The organism is Streptomyces sp. NPDC044704 (assembly GCF_056433525.1).
This window is the reverse complement of record NZ_JBWKGY010000012.1, coordinates 117,588-133,185: the sequence shown is the minus strand read 5'-3', so window position 1 is coordinate 133,185 and position 15,598 is coordinate 117,588. Positions and strand designations below refer to the sequence as shown.

The following is a 15,598-nucleotide window of genomic DNA, read 5'->3' as shown; positions in this document are numbered from 1 at the left end:
TGGTCAGTTGAGGGGGGAGGACTTAGGGTGCGGGCCGTGCGGGATCACGTGCGTGTGGTGGTGCAGGGGGGCGGCCGGCGGGGGCGCGGGGCGGGTCTCGCGCGGCTGCTGTGGGTGGGCGCCGAGTTCGTCACCACGGTGGGTGTGGTGGTGGCGTTGCTGGTGGTGCACCAGGTGTGGTGGACGAACCGGCAGGCCGTCGCCGCCGCGCAGGAACAGGTCCGGAGCCTTGAGAGGGCTTGGGGGGACCGCGGTGCGGGGGAGGCGGAGGCCCCGTCCCCCGACGGGCCCGCGCCGCCGCCCGCCTCCGAGCCGGAGGAGTCCGGGGCCGTGCCGGGGCCCGGACCCGACCCGGAGCCGGGGGCCGCGTCCCCGGAGGGGTCCGCGCCCGCCGCGCCGCCCCGTACGAAGCCGCAGCCGCCGGCGAAGCCGAAGCCGGAGCCCGCGCGGGACGAGGCGTACGCCGTCCTGCGCATCCCGCGCCTAGGCCTCGCCGTTCCCGTCGCGCAGGGGGTCGACAAGCGGGCCGTACTGGACAAGGGGTACGCCGGCCAGTACCCGGGTACGGCGCCGCCCGGCGCGCGGGGCAACTTCGCGCTGGCCGGGCACCGCAACACGCACGGGGAACCGTTCCGGTACGTCAACAGGCTGCGCCCCGGTGACGAGTTGCTGGTCGACGTGCGCGGGCGGCGCTACACGTACGTGGTGGGGCAGGTGCTGAACGAGACCACCGAGCGGGACACCGGGGTGATCGCACCGGTGCCGCGGAGCGTGGTCAGGCCCGAGTACGGGTACGGGCGTCCCGATGCGTACATCACCCTCACCACCTGCACGCCCGAGTACAGCTCCAAGTACCGGCTGGTGGTGTGGGGGACCCTCAAGTCCCCCTAAAGTGGGGTGGATGCGTCCGAAATGGCTGAAGCGTCCGCAGCTGGTGTGGCTGGGGGTGCCCTTCGTGGTGTTCCTCGGGGTGCTGCCGTGGGTGAACCGGGTCGAGCCGCGGGTGGGCGGGGTGCCGTTCCTGTTCGCGTGGCTGCTCGGGGCGACCCTCCTGACGCCGCTCGCCGTCTGGCTCACCCGGCGCGCAGACCGGCGCGGGTCCCGGCGCGAAGACCGAACGCGCGACCGAAGGGGCGACCGAAGGGGCGACCCGTCGTGAGCCAGGCCGCCGTCGCCACCTCCGTCTTCGGCGCGTTCATGGTGGCGACCGTCGTGCTCGGCCTGCTCGCCGTCCGCGGCCGGGGCGGGGGCGGCGGCGGGCTCGCGGAGTGGTCGGTGGGCGGCCGCTCGCTGGGGACCGTCTTCATCTGGGTCCTGATGGCGGGCGAGGGCTACACCAGCTTCAGCTACCTCGGGGCCGCGGGCTGGGGGTACGACTACGGAGCCCCGGTGACGTACGTCATCGCCTACATGTCCTGCGGCTACGCCGTCGGCTACGTGGTCGGTCCGATGCTGTGGGACTACGCCCGCCGCCACGGGCTCGTCGGTATCAGCGACATGGTGGCCCACCGCTACGGGCGCCCCTGGCTCGGTGCGGCCGTGGCCGTGCTGGCCACGGTGTTCCTGCTCCCCTACATCCAGCTCCAGATCACCGGCATGGGCGTGGTCGTCTCGACCGTGACCTACGGCGCCGTCTCCCTGAACTGGGCCTACTTCCTGGCCTTCGCCGTGACCACCGGCTTCGTCGTCGTCAGCGGGCTGCGCGGCAGCGCCTGGGTGTCGGTGCTCAAGGACGTGCTGGTGATCGGGACGCTGGGCTTCCTCGCCGTGTACGTCCCGCTGCACTACTTCGGCGGCTACGGGGAGCTCTTCGACCGGCTCGCGGCCGAGAAGCCGGCATGGCTGACGCTGCCCGGGCACGGCGCCGGCGAGGACGGGAGGAGCGAGTTGGGGGTCGGCTGGTTCGTGAGCACCTCCGTGCTCAACGCGCTGACCGTCGTCATCTTCCCGACCACCGTGGCCGGCTACCTCGGCGCGCGCAGCGCCGACGCGCTGCGGCGCAACGCCGTGCTGCTGCCCGCGTACAACGTCCTGCTGTTCGTACCGATGCTGCTGGGCATGGCCGCGCTGTTCGTGGTGCCGGGGCTGACGGGGGCCGAGTCGAACCTCGCGCTGTTCAAGCTGGTCGTGGACTCGCTGCCGGCGTGGGCGGTCGGGGTGATCGGGGTGGCCGCCGCGCTGTCGTCGATCGTGCCGATGGCGGTGTTCATGCTGGTCATCGGGACGATGTGGGGGCGGAGCGTGCTCTCGCTCGTGCCCCGGTGGAGTGCGGGGGAACGGCAGGTGCTCGCCTCGCGGATCGTGGTCGTGACCGCCGGGTCGGTGGCCCTGGTGATGACGTACGTCGCTCCCAGCACCCTGGTCCGGCTGTCGCTCGTCTCCTACGAGGGCATGGCGCAACTGTTGCCGATGCTGCTGCTGGGGCTGGTGTGGCGCCGGCTGACGGCGGCGGGCGCGGTCGGCGGGCTGGCCGTCGGCGTGGCGGTGGTCTGCGGGCTGGTGTTCACCGGGCACGACCCGGTGTGGGGGGTGAACGCGGGGATGGTCGCGCTGATGCTGAACCTGGCGGTGGCGCTCGGGGTGTCCTGGGCGGCCGGGCCGCGGGGGGACGCGGAGGCGGACGGCCGGCCCGACGCGGAGGTGCTCGCCTCCGATCCCCGGTAGGCAGCCCGGCCGTCGGGGCCGGGGGCGGACGCGGGCGGGGCCGGGAAGGTTGCGTCCTGACCCCCCTCCCCTTGTCAGTGCGCCCGGTTAGTATCGATCCGAGGTCCGATCCCGTACGAGAGTTCGTAGGGGTGGTGCTGACGCGAGCGGAAGGGGGTGGCCGGCATGGCGGAGCGAGCCGTCGTCCGTTCCCCGCTGTCCTTCGCCGCCCCGTCCCCCCGCTCGTCCCTCTTCCCGGCCTTCTTCTCGTCCTCCGCCTCCTCGCGCATGTCCCGGCTGCTCGGTGTCCTCCTCCTCGTCGGCGGGCTCCTCGGCCTGATGGCGGGGGAGAACGGCCTGGCCGCCGCCGTGGTCGCGCTGGCGGCCGTGGTCGCCGTGGGCGCCGCCGCACTGGCCGCGTGCCTCGTGCGGCCCGTGCCGCCGCACCGCATACGTACCGCGATCCGTGATCGCGAGCAGCGCACGGCGTTCTTGCCGCAGCGCGATCCCGACGCCTCGGGCCGGTCCAGGCCCAGGGCACCCGGCCGTCTCCTTCCGACGGCCGCGTAGGGGCGCGCAGCACCTTCCGCTTCTGCTTCCGCCGACCGTTCGAGGTCGGGCCGATCACTGTCGTCGCCCCTCGCGGGTCGTCACGCCGAAATGCACCTTCTTCGACGTTCGACGAGACCCCTCGGAGGGCCCGCGTGTCCGTTTTCACTCATCTTGTCGCCGAGCTGGGCCGGCTCCTGGAGCCGGTACTGGCCGAGTCCGCGACCGCTGCCGCGATCGTGCTGTTCACCGTCCTCGTACGGCTCGCCCTGCATCCGCTGAGCCGTGCCGCCTTCCGCGGCGCGACCCCGGCGGCCGGCTGCCTGCCCGTACTGCTCCAGCTGCCGGTGTTCTTCGTGATGTACCAGGCGTTCTCCTCCTCGAAGGTGGGCGGCGAGGCCAACGAGCTGCTGGGCCACCGGCTGTTCGCCGCCCCGCTCGGCTCCCGCTGGACCGGGGCGCTGGAGGAGGGCGGCCTCTTCGGGCCGCAGGGCCTGGTGTTCCTCGGCCTGTTCGCCGCGATCGCGGTGGTGGCCGCGTGGAGCGCGGTACGGGGCCGGCGCGCCGCGGCGGCGGCCCCCGCCCTGCCGGTGCCGGCCGTCGCACCCCGCACGGCCAAGGCCGCGACCGGGACCAAGGCCAAGGCCGGAACCGGGGCCAAGGCCGGCGCCCGGGCCGGGGCGCCCGCCGCGCCGCCGGTGGAACTGACCGCCGAGCAACAGGCGGCGATGCGCAAGCTGGGCGGCGTACTGCCCCTGCTGTCGTTCGGGACGCTGATCACGGCCGCCGTGGTGCCGCTCGCCGCGGGGCTGTACCTGCTGACCACCACCGCCTGGTCGGTCGCCGAGCGGGTCTGGCTCCAGCACCGCAAGGACCGTGCGGCGGCTGCCGCCGAGGGCGCCACCGACGGAGCAGTGAGTTCCGCTTCACGTTCCAGTCTGTGAACAGGGTCTTGCGGATTGGTTGGACATCTTGGAGGATCGACCAATCCTCCGATGGCCGCAACCCATCGGCCGGCCCCGGCACGCCCCGGGCCGACCACCCACGACCACGGGAGAATGCCCATGAAGCTGCTGCGTGTCGGACCCGCCGGCTCGGAGCGCCCCGCGCTGCTCGACCAGGACGGCACCCTGCGTGACCTGTCCGGCCTGATCACGGATGTGGACGGCGACCTGCTCGCCGACGACTCCGTACTGTCCCGGGTACGGGACGCCGCGGCGGCCGGCGGACTCGCGGCCCTCGACGCGGAGGGGCTGCGCATCGGCGCCCCGGTCGGCCGGATCGGCAAGATCGTGGGCATCGGGCTGAACTACCACGGGCACGCGGCCGAGGTCGGCGCCGAGGCGCCGCCGGAGCCGATCGTCTTCCTCAAGGCCCCGGACACCGTGGTCGGCCCGGACGACACCGTGCTGATCCCGCGCGGCAGCGTGAAGACCGACTGGGAGGCGGAGCTCGGCGTCGTCATCGGCGCCACCGCCCGCTACCTGTCATCCGCCGAGGAGGGTCTCGCGCACGTCGGCGGCTACCTGCTGGCCAACGACGTCACGGAGCGCGCCTTCCAGACGGAGCGCGGCGGCACCTGGGACAAGGGCAAGAACTGCGAGACGTTCACCCCGCTCGGCCCCTGGCTGGTCACCGCGGACGAGGTGCCGGACCCGCAGGCCCTGGACGTCCGGCTGTGGGTGAACGGCGAGCTGAAGCAGGACGGCCACACCTCGGACCAGATCTTCGCGGTCGGCGAGGTCGTGCGGTACCTGAGCCACTTCATGACCCTGTACCCGGGCGACGTCATCGTCACCGGAACGCCGGCGGGCGTGGCGGCCGGGCAGCCGGAGCCGAAGCCGTTCCTGCGGGCCGGTGACGTCGTCGAGGTGGAGATCGAGGGCCTCGGGCGCCAGCGCCAGGAGTTCAAGAGCGCCTGAGCGCAGGTGCCGTAGCTGACGCGCACGGCGAAGGGGCGGGCCGCCCATGGCGGCCCGCCCCTTCCGTGTCCCCGTACCCGGTGCCGATCAGCCCTCGGCGGACGTGCGGCGACGGCGGTTGGCGACCACCAGGCCGGCTCCGGCGGCGAGCGCGGCGGCGCCGGTGCCCGCGATCCAGACGTTCTCGGAACCGGCGCCGGTGTTCGCGAGCCGGCCGGAACCGGTGCTGCCGGCCGGGGTCACGTTGCCGTTCCCGGTGGTGCCGGTGGTGCCCGTCGTCCCGGTGGTGCCGCCGGTGCCCGTCGTGCCGCCCGTTCCGCCCGTCTGGGTGCCGCCCGTGCCCGGCGTGCCGGTCTGCCCGCCCGTGCCCGTTCCCTTGTCCTTGGCGCGCGCCTCGTGCTGCCCGGTCTTGAGGAACGCGGCCCGGTCCGCCGGGGTGCCCTTGAGGGCGGCGAGGGCGGCCTTCTTCAGCTCCGGGCCGGCCTTCGCCACCATCGCCGAGATCAGGACCTTGTTGTCGTCGTCGCGCAGCACGTGCTGCGTGGTCTTCATGAACTCGCGCAGCTGCTCGGGCTTCGGGTTGCCTTCGAGGAGCTTGACGATGCCCTCCCGCAGACCCGGGCCGGCGTCCCTCAGCATCCCCAGCGCCGCGACCCGGTCGTCCTCCGCGCGGATCGTGTGCTGGCCGGTCGCGACGAACGCGCGGACCTGCTCGGGCGTGCCCTTGCCGAGGAGTTCGTTGACGGCCTTCGTGATGCCCTTGCCGGCCCCGTCGAGCATGCGGGTGATCTCGACGAGGTCGTCCTTGTACCGGGCCTTGTGCTGGCCCTTGTCCAGGAACTCGGTGATCGCCTCGCGGGTGTTCACCCGGAGGGTCTCGTCTGCGGCCGCCCGTACGTGCCGCCCGCCCGCCTCACCGATTCCGGCGACCCGTACGCGGTCGTCCGCCAGCTGCTGCTTCGGCAGCTCGACGGTGAAGAAGGTCCGCAGGTCCGCGGCGTTCCCCTTGAGGGCTTTCTCCGCCGCCGCGCGGACGCCGGGCCCGATCGCCGGGTTCTTGAGGAGCAGCTCGATGGCGGCCCGGTCCGCGGCCTCCGACGGGTCCGTGGCGGGCGTGTCCGCCTTGACGCCCTTGTCGGCGGTGTTCCCCTGGCCCGCGGGCTGCTGGCCCTGGTCGGGGACGGTCGACGAGGACGGCGTGGTCGCCGCCGGCGCGGAGTCGGCGGCGAACGCGGGCGAGGAGAGCAGGACGGCCGGGGCTATCGCGGCGGTGGCCACGACGGTTGCGATCCGGGGCAGCTTCACTGGTGGGGTTCCATCCTTCACACGTGTGATGATCGACAGCTCGTGAAGAATATGTCGCCCACTTCTTCCGAAGCGTCGATTTCACGCCAAATGCGCCTGCCCCGTGGCCGGTCAGAGGTCTACGGCGACCCCCTCCAGCGAAGACCGGCGCGCTGCCTCCAGCACGTCCAGGCAGTGGGCCGCCTCGTGCGCGGTCACCGGTGCCGGGCCGCCCGAGCGCAGCCCGGCCTCGACCGCCGCGTAGTAGGCGGGGTAGTCGCCCGCCGCGGTGCGCACCGGGATGCCGCCGCCGGTCAGCGGGGACTCGCCGGAACCCAGCCGCCCCCACAGGTGCTCGGGCTCCTCGCCCCACGCCCGGCCCTCGTCGCCCGGACGCAGGCCCTCGCGCAGGGCGGCCTCCTGGGGGTCCAGACCGTACTTGACGTAGCCGGCCCGGGAGCCGAGGACCCGGAAGCGCGGGCCCAGCTGGGCGGTGGTCGCGCTGACGTAGAGGTGGGAGCGGACACCGTTCGCGTGCGTGAGCGCGATGAAGGTGTCGTCGTCCGCCTCCGCACCCGGACGCCGCACGTCCGCTTCCGCGTAGACGCGTACGGCCGGGCCGAACAGGACCAGCGCCTGGTCCACGACGTGGCTGCCGAGGTCGTACAGCAGGCCGCCGATCTCCTCCGGAGCGCCGGACTCGCGCCAGCCGCCCTTGAGCTGCGGGCGCCAGCGCTCGAAGCGGGACTCGAAGCGCAGGACCTCGCCCAGGTCGCCGCCCGCGAGCAGTCGGCGCAGGGTGAGGAAGTCGTTGTCCCAGCGGCGGTTCTGGAACACGGAGAGGTAGGTGCCGGTCCGGTCTGAGAGGGCGGCGAGCTCGCGGGCCTCGGCCGCGGTGGCGGCGAGCGGCTTGTCGACGACCACCGGGATCCCGGCCGTCAGCGCGGCGGTCGCGAGCGGGACGTGGGTCTTGTTGGGGGAGGCGATGACGACGAGGTCCAGGGCGTCCTCGCCGTCCGCGCGCTCCCACAGCTCGTCGGCGGAGGCGGCGATCCGGACGCCGTCGTAGGCCTCGCGGGCCTGGGCCTGCCGGCCGGGGTCGGAGGTGACGACCGTGTCGAGGACGAGGCCCTCGGTGGCGGTCACGAGCGGGGCGTGGAACACGGAGCCGGCGAGTCCGTAGCCGACGAGCCCGACGCGCAGCGGGGAGGCGCCGGCGGAGGAGGCGGGGGAGGGAGCGGGGGAGGCGTTCATGCGACCACTTTGGCAACAGTGTTGTGTAAGTGCAAGGAGGGTGGACAATGGGCGGGTGAACAGGGGTGACGGAACGGGCCGGGGCGGGGCGAACCTGCCGGCGCTGCGCGGGCACAACGAGGCGGTACTGCTGGACCTGCTGCGCGCCGCCGGCGCGCCGGGCCTCGGCCGCACCGAACTCGCCGCCCGCACGGGCCTCACCCCGCAGGCCGTCAGCAAGATCACGGCCCGGCTCGCCGCGGACGGCCTGGTGGCCGACGCCGGCCGCGGACCCTCCACCGGCGGCAAGCCGCGCACCCTCCTGCGCCTGGTCCCCGGGGCCCGGCACGCGGTGGGCGTGCACCTGGACCGGGACGAACTGAGGACCGTACTGGTCGACCTCGCGGGCACCGTCGTCGCGGGACGGAGCGCACCGCTGGACTTCGGGGCGGGCCCCGGGCCGGTCGTGGACGCGGTCCTGGAAGCGGTCGTACGGGTCTCCGAGCGGGCGGGGCCCCGGCCGCTGCTCGGCGTGGGGGTCGCCGCGCCCGGCCCGCTCGACTGGCGGACCGGGGTCATGGGCCGCGTCACCGGCTTCCCGGACTGGGCGGGATTCCCGTTGCGCGAGGTACTGGCGGGCCGGCTGGGGCTGCCGGTGGTGCTGGACAAGGACACGAACGCCGCTGTCGCGGCAGGGGGCCCGGGCGGCCCGGGCACGGGCACGTCGGTGTACCTGCACGTCGGCACCGGTCTCGGTGCGGGGCTGCGGCTGGACGGCGAGGTCTACCGGGGCGCCCGGTCGGCGGCGGGCGAGTTCGGCCACCAGGTGCTCCGGCTGGACGGCCCGCCGTGCCGGTGCGGAGGGCGGGGCTGCCTGGAGGCGCTCTGCCTGGACGCGGTGGCCCGGGGCGACCTGCCGGAAGCGGCACGGATCCTGGGGGAGGGCGCGGCGAACCTGGTCGCGCTGCTCGACGTGGACCGGGTCCTGCTGGGAGGCCGGGTCGTGGACGCGGATCCCCGCGTCTTCGTGACCGGCGTCCGCGCGGCCCTCAGGGCCCGCCCCCTGACGGACGCACCCCCACCCACGGTGACGGCGGGCGGGGCCGGTTCCGGGTCCGGGCCCGGGATCGCGGAAGGCGCGGCGGAACTGGCGCTGGGGCCGTTCTTCGGCCACCCGGCCGCGCCGCTGACGGGCCGGGGTCGGGATCGGGAGGCGGCGGGGTCGTAGCCGGTCCGCGTCAGGGAGGGTTTGCCGCACCCCCGCACCCCCGCACCCCCCGTCGCGGTTGACCCCGTGCGCCATTCAGGCGTAAACCGGGGTGGGGCACGCGCGGCGGCCCGGAGGGCCGCGGGGGTGCCTGGCAGGGTGCGGGCAGGCCGGGGTGATTGTCGCCTCGTCCTATCATCGTCCCGTCCGGCGAGCAGCGAAGGTCTTCCATGCGAATGCGCAAAGCCCTTGCCCTCACCGCCGTGCTCCCGACCGTCGTGCTCCTCGCCGCCGCAGCCGCCGCGCCCGCGACCGCCGCGGCCCCCGCCGCCGTCCCCGCCGCCCCCGCCCCCGCGACCGCCGCCCCCGCCGGGGTCGCGGACGTGGGTGCCGGGGGCGGTGCGCGTCCCGCGCCCGCGCTGCCCTCGCGGGTCGAGGCCACCTGCGGGGACGGGAAGAGCACCGCCTTCCCCATCGGGGCCCGGATCCGTGGCGGCCCGCCCGTCTACCGGGCCGGTGGCGGGGCGCAGACCTGGCTGCTGGACCTGACGAACACCACGAACGGCGAGTGCACCGCGATCCATCCCGTCGTCGTGTTCACGGACAAGGCGCGGGCCCTGCGCCCCGCCCACCTCCGGATGGAGTTCGCGGCTCCGGGCGGCCCCCACCCGGTCAGTCTGGAGCGCACCGACCGCGACGAGATCATCGCGGTGTTCGACGGCGGGGACGCCTTCTCCGGGTTCTCCGTCGGCGCGGGCGGCACGGTCACCGTGACCGTGCGGCTCGCCTTCGCCCCCGACACCCCCCACGGTGAGGTCGTCGCCGACGCGGCCCTCGTCCAGCGCAGGGGTGATCACGGTGACGACGGCGACTGGGTCGGGGAGGCCGGGGGGTACCGCTTCTCGGTGGAGGGGCCGCAGGATCCGGCCGAGGCGGGATCGCTCGCGCACACCGGTCCCCGCGACCACGACTGGGCCTACGGGGCCGGAGCCGTCGCGGCCCTCACCGCCGGGGGCGGCCTGCTCCTGGGCGCCCGCCGCCTGCGCGGCCCCCGCCCCCGCTGACCCCGGCCCCGCTGACCCCGGCCCCGGCGCCCCCGCCCCCGCTGACCCCGGCCCCGGCACCCCCGCCCCGCGCGAAGATCTCCGTACACCTGCCCCGCGTACAGTCCCCACGTGGAAGAACAGACCCCGCAGCACCACCCCGGCCGGCCCGTGCGTTCCGGTATTCCCGAGCACGGCCGCATCCCCAAGTACTACGCCGTCAAGGCCCGGATCGCGGACCTCCTCGACGAGCTCGGCGAAGGGGGAGCGCTGCCGACCGAGCGCGATCTGGCCGAGCGGTACGAGGTGTCCCGCGAGACCGTCCGGCAGGCCCTGCGCGAGCTGCTGCTGGAGGGCCGGCTCCGCCGGTCGGGGCGCGGCACGGTCGTCGCCGGCCCCAAGCTGGAGCAGCCGCTCTCCCTCGCCAGTTACACCGAGGGCGTGCGCCGTCAGGGCCGCCGCCCCGGCCGCAACCTCATCGGCCTGGAGCGCTTCCCCTGCCCGGCCGCGCTCGCCCCGGGCATCGGCGCGCAGACCGGTGAGCCCGTCTGGCACCTGGAGCGGGTGCTGCTCGCCGATGACGAGCGGGTCGGCCTGGAGAGCACCTACATCCGGGTCGCCCGTGCGCCCCGCCTCGACATCGATTTCCAGCCGGACTCCTCCTTCTACGGCTACCTCCACGACAGCCTCGGCATCCCCTTCGGCGAGGCCGACGAGAAGCTGGAGACGGTCCTCGCCACCCCCCGTGAGGCCCTGCTGATCGGCACCCCGCCGGCCCTTCCGATGCTGCTCATCCACCGGTTCTCGCGGGACCGGGAGGGCAGTCCGCTGGAGCGGGTGCGTTCGCTCTACCGTGGTGACCGGTTCAGCTTCACGACGCGCCTGCGCCCCGAATAGCGCGCAGCGGTCACCCCGCACACCCGGCATACGCCCCCAAAGGGACAACTGAACATCACGAAACGATAACGGGTCTGGTCCAAGCTTGGCGGGCTGTTCACCGGCTCGTCGCCGACCGGATCCTCCGGGGTCACCGATCGCCACCACCTTGGACGGCGTGAGAGTCATAGTCGTCGGAGGCGGCGTGGTCGGCACCATGCACGCCTGGCAAGCAGTCGAACGCGGCCACGAGGTCGTCCAGATCGAGCGGGAAGCCGAGGCCCGGGGCGCGTCACTGCGCAATTTCGGCCAGATCTGGGTCAGCGGACGGGCCGGGGGCGAAGAGCTCGACACCGCCCTGCGGGCCCGCGAGCTCTGGGAGCGCATCGGCGCGGAGGTGCCCGGCCTGGGCTTCCGCGCGATCGGCTCCCTCACCCCCGTCCGCAATGCCCGCGAGTACGCGGTGGCCGAGGCGGCCGTGGCCCGCCCGGACGCCGCGGCCCGCGGCTACGAGCTGGTCACCGCCGCCGAGGCCCGGAAGGCCAACCCGGCCCTGCGCGGCGCCTTCGAGGCGGCCCTGTGGTGCGAGCGGGACGCGGCCGTCGAGCCGCGCACCGCGCAGCTCCACCTCCGCGAGGCCCTCCGGGCCACGGGCCGCTACACCTTCCTCCCCGGCCGGGAGGTCCGCGCACTGGCGGGTCCGGGCGCCGTCCGCGACGACCACGGTGACGTGCACCGCGGTGACGCCGTCGTCCTGGCCACGGGTGCCTGGCTGTCCGGCCTGGTCCGGGAGCTGGTCCCCGACCTGCCCGTGCGCCGGGTCCGGCTCCAGATGATGCAGACCGCCCCGCTCGGCGAGCCGCTGACCACGTCGGTCGCGGACGCCGACAGCTTCCGCTACTACCCCGCCTACGCGTCCCCCGCGCTCGACGAGCTCAACGCCGGGCAGGCGCAGGCGCCGGTGGCCGCCGCGCACAAGATGCAGCTCCTGATGGTCCAGCGCCAGGACGGCGGACTGACCATCGGCGACACCCACGAGTACGAGCACCCCTTCGCCTTCGACACCCTCGAAGACCCCTACGAGCACCTCACCGAGGTCGTCGAGTCCTTCCTGGGCCGCCCGCTGCCGAAGGTCCGGCACCGCTGGGCGGGCGTGTACGCGCAGTGCACCGACACCCGCCGGGTCGTCCACCGCCAGCAGGTGGGGGACGGCGTCTGGCTGGTGACCGGGCCCGGCGGGCGCGGGATGACCTGCTCGCCCGCCATAGCCGAGACCACCGCGAACGAACTGGGCTGGTAACCGACATGACCGACCAGAGCACCCCGACCGCCCCGACCACCCCGACCGCCCGCCACCAGCTGATCGTCCTCGACATGGCCGGCACCACCGTCGCCGACGGCGGCCTCGTCGAGCGCGCCTTCGAACGCGCCGCCGCGCATCTCGGCGTCGAGCCCGGCAGCCCCGACCACGCCGCCAAGCTCCGGTACGTCCGCGACACCATGGGCGAATCGAAGATCTCGGTCTTCAGCCACCTCTTCGGTACGGAGGAACTGGCCCGGCGCGCCAACACGGCTTTCGAGCAGGCCTACGGCGAGCTCGTCGACGGCGGCCTCATCGCCCCGGTCCCCGGCGCCCGCGAGGCCGTCGAGGAGCTCCGCGCCGACGGCCGCACCGTCGTCCTGACCACCGGTTTCGCCCGGGTCACCCAGGACGCCATCCTCGACGCCCTCGGCTGGCGGGACCTGGCCGACCTCACCCTGTGCCCCGCCGACGCGGGCGGCCGCGGCCGGCCCTACCCGGACATGGTGCTGGCCGCGTTCCTGCGCACCGGCGCCGCCGCCGACGTACGGGAGACGGTCGTCGCCGGGGACACGGCGTACGACATGCTCAGCGGCCGCCGGGCCGGCGCCGGCATCGTCGCCGGGGTCCTCACCGGCGCCCACGACCGTACGGCGCTGACCGGCAACGGGGCGACGCACGTCCTCGGATCCGTCGCCGAACTCCCCGCCCTCCTCGCGGAGCCGAAGTGAGCGGCATCCGCTTCGACGGCGTCAGCGTCGCCTACGCCGGCACCACCGTCCTGGACTCCCTCGACCTGACCGTCGAGCCGGGCGAGGTCATGGCCCTGCTCGGGCCCTCCGGCTCGGGCAAGACCACGGCGCTGCGCGCGGTCGCCGGATTCGTCCGGCCGGCCGCGGGCCGGGTGCTGATCGGCGGCCGGGACGTCACCGGGCTCCCGCCGCACAAGCGCGGCATCGGGATGGTCGTACAGCAGTACGCGCTGTTCCCGCACCTGCGGGTCGAGGAGAACGTCGCCTTCGGCCTCAAGGCGCAGAAGGCCCCCAAGGCCGGGATTCCGGGCCGGGTCGCCGAGGCCCTGGAGATGACCGGGATGGCGGCCTACGCCCGGCGCTACCCGCGCGAGCTGTCCGGCGGCCAGCAGCAGCGGGTGGCCATCGCCCGCGCGCTCGCCATCCGGCCCGGCGTGCTCCTGCTCGACGAGCCGCTGTCCGCGCTCGACGCCCAGCTGCGCTCGGGGATGCTCGCCGAGCTGGCCCGGCTGCACCGCGAACTGCCCGACGTGTCGATCCTGTACGTCACGCACGACCAGGTGGAGGCCCTCACCCTGGCCGACCGGATCGCCGTCATGGACCGGGCCCGCCTCCAGGACTGCGGGACCCCGCAGGAGCTGTACCGGGCCCCGCGCACCGAGTTCACGGCCTCCTTCGTCGGCAACGCCAACCTGCTCCCGGTGACCGTGGCCGACGGCGGCGCGGTGTTCGAGGGGCGCGGCCTGGAGCTGGACCCGGCGGGCGCCCGGCCCGGCGCCCGCGCCACGCTGTGCGTGCGGCCGCACCTGATCGGCCTCGGCGCGGGGCCCAACGCCCTGCGCGGCACGATCACCGAGGTCCAGTGGCGGGGCTCCACGCACCGGCTGTACGTGGACGTCGACGGGCACCGCGTCAAGGCGGACCTGCCCGAGCTGCGCGAGACCCCGGCGCTGGGCGACGAGGTGACCCTGCACTTCGAGCCCCGCGACGCGGTGCTGCTGGCCGCAGGGGTGTCCGATGCCTGAAACCCCGCCCGTCCCGGCCCCGACGACCGTGGCCCCGCCCGGCCCGGGCCCCGGTCCCGTGCCGCCCGCCGCGTCCGCGCACCCGGTGCCCGGGCCGCGTGCCGGGACCGCCCCCGAGGCGCCGTCCGCGCCCGGGGAGGTCCGCCCGCCGCGCCGCGTCCCGGGCTGGCTGTGGACCGTACCGCCCGTGGCCGTGCTCGCGCTGGTCTTCCTGTACCCCCTCGCGCTGGTCGTCCAGCAGTCCCTCACCCCCGAGAACGGCGGCGGGGCCTTCGACGCCTACGCCTCCGTGTTCGCCTCCCGCGGCTTCCGCGAGGCCCTCGGGACCACGGTCTGGCTGGCCGTCGGAGCCACCGTCGGCTGCCTCGTCCTCGGCTTCGCGCTCGCGCTGGTCATCGCGTTCGTCCCCTTCCCCGGGGCCAAGGCCGTCGCGAAGTTCATCGACGTCTTCCTCTCCTTCCCCTCCTTCCTCGTCACCCTCGCCCTCCTCTTCGTCTACGGGACCGTGGGCATGGCCAACGGGGCCTGGACCGATCTGACCGGCGCCGCCGAAGGCCCGTTCCGCTTTCTCACCACCCCCTGGGGCGTCCTCCTCGCGGAGATCACCTACTTCACGCCCTTCGTGATGCGCCCGTTGCTCGCCGCCTTCTCCCAACTGGACACCGCCCAGCTGGAGGTGGCCTCCTCCCTCGGCGCGAAGCCCGCCCGGATCGTCCGGCGCGTCATCCTCCCCGAGGCGCTGCCGGCCCTCGTCGCCGGCGGGAGCCTCGTCCTCGTCATGTGCCTGAACGAGTTCGGGATCGTCCTGTTCACCGGTGCCAAGGACGTCACGACGCTCCCGATGCTCATCTACGGCAAGGCGATCCTCGAATCCGACTACCCGGCCGCCTGCGTGGTCGCCGTCGTCAACATCGCGATCTCCGTCGGCCTGTTCGGCCTCTACCGGGTGGTGAGCAAGCGTGCTGGCGCATAGCAAGACCGGCCGCTGGGCCGCCTGGGGCCTGTTCGGTCTCCTCTTCCTGCCCCTCTTCGCCCTGCCGCTGTTCGTCGTGGTGGCCGCGTCCTTCTCCACCCACTGGTCCGGAGCCTTCCCCTCCGGACCGACCACCGAGAACTACGCCTCCGCCGTACGCGGCGAATCCCTCGCGGCACTGACCACCTCGCTGGTCACCGCCCTCATCGCCAGCCTGTCCGCGCTCACCGTCGGCAGCTGGGCGGCGCTGGCCGCCGCGGGCCTGAAGAAGCGCGGGAAGCGCGCCCTGGACGCCCTGTTCGTGCTGCCCGTCGCCGTGCCGTCCGTGGTCGTCGGCCTCGCCGTACTCGTCGCCTTCAGCAGGCCCCCGCTGCTGCTCAACGGCACGAGCTCCATCGTCGTCCTGGCCCACACCGTCCTCGTCACGGCCTTCGCCTACCAGTCCGTGTCGGCGGCGATCGTCCGGCTCGACCCCGCCTACGAGCAGGCCGCCGCCTCCCTCGGGGCCCGGCCCGCGTACGTGCTGTGGCGGGTCAAACTGCCCCTGCTGCTGCCGTCCCTCACCTCGGCGGCCGGGCTCTGCTTCGCCCTGTCCATGGGCGAACTGAGCGCCACGATGATGCTCTACCCGCCGGACTGGATGCCCCTCCCGGTCCGGATCTTCACCGCCACCGACCGAGGCTCGCTGTTCAGCGGCTCCGCCGTCGCCGTGGTCCTCATGGCCACGACCCTGCTGGTGCTGCTGGCCGTCTCCCGCATCCGCACCAGAGCCTCGTACCGCTGATCCCCGG

16 protein-coding genes are annotated in these 15,598 nt (G+C 74.3%); 14 read left to right on the top strand and 2 right to left on the bottom strand.

The features are described from left to right. Nucleotides 1–36: 36 nt before the first annotated feature. The 6 genes from AC07B0_RS26840 (at nt 37) to AC07B0_RS26815 (ending at nt 5,114) form a co-directional block, all read left to right on the top strand. A complete protein-coding gene (locus AC07B0_RS26840) occupies nt 37–891 on the top strand; it encodes a class E sortase (RefSeq protein WP_478899078.1) in 855 nt (284 codons plus the stop codon). Nucleotides 892–901: 10 nt separating this feature from the next. Beyond that, a complete protein-coding gene (locus tag AC07B0_RS26835; RefSeq protein WP_478899077.1) occupies nt 902–1,159 on the top strand; it encodes a DUF3311 domain-containing protein in 258 nt (85 codons plus the stop codon). A 38-nt stretch (nt 1,160–1,197) separates the two neighbouring features. Continuing rightward, on the top strand, nt 1,198–2,664 hold the full coding sequence (locus AC07B0_RS26830) for a sodium:solute symporter family protein (protein WP_478899114.1): 1,467 nt from the start codon (nt 1,198–1,200) through the stop codon (nt 2,662–2,664). Between the two features lie 267 nt (nt 2,665–2,931). Then, entirely contained in the window at nt 2,932–3,213 is a 282-nt protein-coding gene (locus AC07B0_RS26825; protein ID WP_356875462.1) for a DUF6412 domain-containing protein, read from the top strand. A gap of 134 nt (nt 3,214–3,347) precedes the next feature. Next, nucleotides 3,348–4,136 carry a YidC/Oxa1 family membrane protein insertase gene (locus tag AC07B0_RS26820; protein ID WP_478899076.1) on the top strand — a complete coding sequence of 263 codons (789 nt, stop codon included), beginning with the start codon at nt 3,348–3,350 and terminating at the stop codon, nt 4,134–4,136. A 120-nt stretch (nt 4,137–4,256) separates the two neighbouring features. After that, on the top strand, nt 4,257–5,114 hold the full coding sequence (locus tag AC07B0_RS26815; RefSeq protein WP_356875380.1) for a fumarylacetoacetate hydrolase family protein: 858 nt from the start codon (nt 4,257–4,259) through the stop codon (nt 5,112–5,114). Between the two features lie 87 nt (nt 5,115–5,201). On the opposite strand, the gene AC07B0_RS26810 is transcribed toward AC07B0_RS26815, so the two are convergent. Both AC07B0_RS26810 and AC07B0_RS26805 read right to left on the bottom strand, forming a co-directional pair. Next, nucleotides 5,202–6,419, bottom strand: a complete 1,218-nt coding sequence (locus tag AC07B0_RS26810) for an ALF repeat-containing protein (RefSeq protein ID WP_478899075.1) — start codon at nt 6,417–6,419, stop codon at nt 5,202–5,204. Nucleotides 6,420–6,530: 111 nt separating this feature from the next. Further along, complete coding sequence (locus AC07B0_RS26805; RefSeq protein WP_478899074.1) at nt 6,531–7,652, bottom strand: Gfo/Idh/MocA family oxidoreductase; 1,122 nt, start codon at nt 7,650–7,652, stop codon at nt 6,531–6,533. 55 nt (nt 7,653–7,707) lie between these two features. Between AC07B0_RS26805 and AC07B0_RS26800 the strand changes: the two genes are divergently transcribed. From AC07B0_RS26800 to AC07B0_RS26765, 8 genes are all read left to right on the top strand, one after another. Continuing rightward, entirely contained in the window at nt 7,708–8,859 is a 1,152-nt protein-coding gene (locus AC07B0_RS26800) for an ROK family transcriptional regulator (RefSeq protein WP_478899073.1), read from the top strand. 215 nt (nt 8,860–9,074) lie between these two features. Continuing rightward, complete coding sequence (locus AC07B0_RS26795) at nt 9,075–9,902, top strand: hypothetical protein (protein ID WP_478864447.1); 828 nt, start codon at nt 9,075–9,077, stop codon at nt 9,900–9,902. 111 nt (nt 9,903–10,013) lie between these two features. Further along, nucleotides 10,014–10,778: a GntR family transcriptional regulator gene (locus AC07B0_RS26790; protein ID WP_356875390.1), complete on the top strand. Its 765-nt coding sequence runs from the start codon at nt 10,014–10,016 to the stop codon at nt 10,776–10,778. Between the two features lie 157 nt (nt 10,779–10,935). Beyond that, complete coding sequence (locus AC07B0_RS26785) at nt 10,936–12,057, top strand: TIGR03364 family FAD-dependent oxidoreductase (protein ID WP_469381208.1); 1,122 nt, start codon at nt 10,936–10,938, stop codon at nt 12,055–12,057. Nucleotides 12,058–12,062: 5 nt separating this feature from the next. Beyond that, nucleotides 12,063–12,788, top strand: a complete 726-nt coding sequence (locus AC07B0_RS26780; RefSeq protein WP_478899072.1) for a phosphonatase-like hydrolase — start codon at nt 12,063–12,065, stop codon at nt 12,786–12,788. Further along, nucleotides 12,785–13,834, top strand: coding sequence for an ABC transporter ATP-binding protein (locus tag AC07B0_RS26775; RefSeq protein WP_356875396.1), 1,050 nt, complete (start codon nt 12,785–12,787; stop codon nt 13,832–13,834). The genes AC07B0_RS26780 and AC07B0_RS26775 overlap by 4 nt, the downstream gene beginning before the upstream one ends. Then, nucleotides 13,827–14,807, top strand: coding sequence for a 2-aminoethylphosphonate ABC transporter permease subunit (locus tag AC07B0_RS26770; protein WP_469381205.1), 981 nt, complete (start codon nt 13,827–13,829; stop codon nt 14,805–14,807). The genes AC07B0_RS26775 and AC07B0_RS26770 overlap by 8 nt, the downstream gene beginning before the upstream one ends. Then, entirely contained in the window at nt 14,794–15,591 is a 798-nt protein-coding gene (locus AC07B0_RS26765; protein ID WP_478899071.1) for an ABC transporter permease, read from the top strand. Before AC07B0_RS26770 ends, AC07B0_RS26765 begins: the two co-directional genes overlap by 14 nt. The last annotated feature ends 7 nt before the right edge of the window (nt 15,592–15,598 follow it).

What these genes read in the sequence shown, in the direction of transcription:
- AC07B0_RS26835 (WP_478899077.1), top strand. Translation starts at nt 902, where the DNA reads ATGCGTCCGAAATGGCTGAAGCGTCCGCAGCTGGTGTGGCTGGGGGTG.
- AC07B0_RS26830 (WP_478899114.1), top strand. Translation starts at nt 1,198, where the DNA reads ATGGTGGCGACCGTCGTGCTCGGCCTGCTCGCCGTCCGCGGCCGGGGC.
- AC07B0_RS26825 (WP_356875462.1), top strand. Translation starts at nt 2,932, where the DNA reads ATGTCCCGGCTGCTCGGTGTCCTCCTCCTCGTCGGCGGGCTCCTCGGC.
- AC07B0_RS26815 (WP_356875380.1), top strand. Translation starts at nt 4,257, where the DNA reads ATGAAGCTGCTGCGTGTCGGACCCGCCGGCTCGGAGCGCCCCGCGCTG.
- AC07B0_RS26805 (WP_478899074.1), bottom strand. Translation starts at nt 7,652, where the DNA reads ATGAACGCCTCCCCCGCTCCCTCCCCCGCCTCCTCCGCCGGCGCCTCC.
- AC07B0_RS26795 (WP_478864447.1), top strand. Translation starts at nt 9,075, where the DNA reads ATGCGCAAAGCCCTTGCCCTCACCGCCGTGCTCCCGACCGTCGTGCTC.
- AC07B0_RS26780 (WP_478899072.1), top strand. Translation starts at nt 12,063, where the DNA reads ATGACCGACCAGAGCACCCCGACCGCCCCGACCACCCCGACCGCCCGC.
- AC07B0_RS26770 (WP_469381205.1), top strand. Translation starts at nt 13,827, where the DNA reads ATGCCTGAAACCCCGCCCGTCCCGGCCCCGACGACCGTGGCCCCGCCC.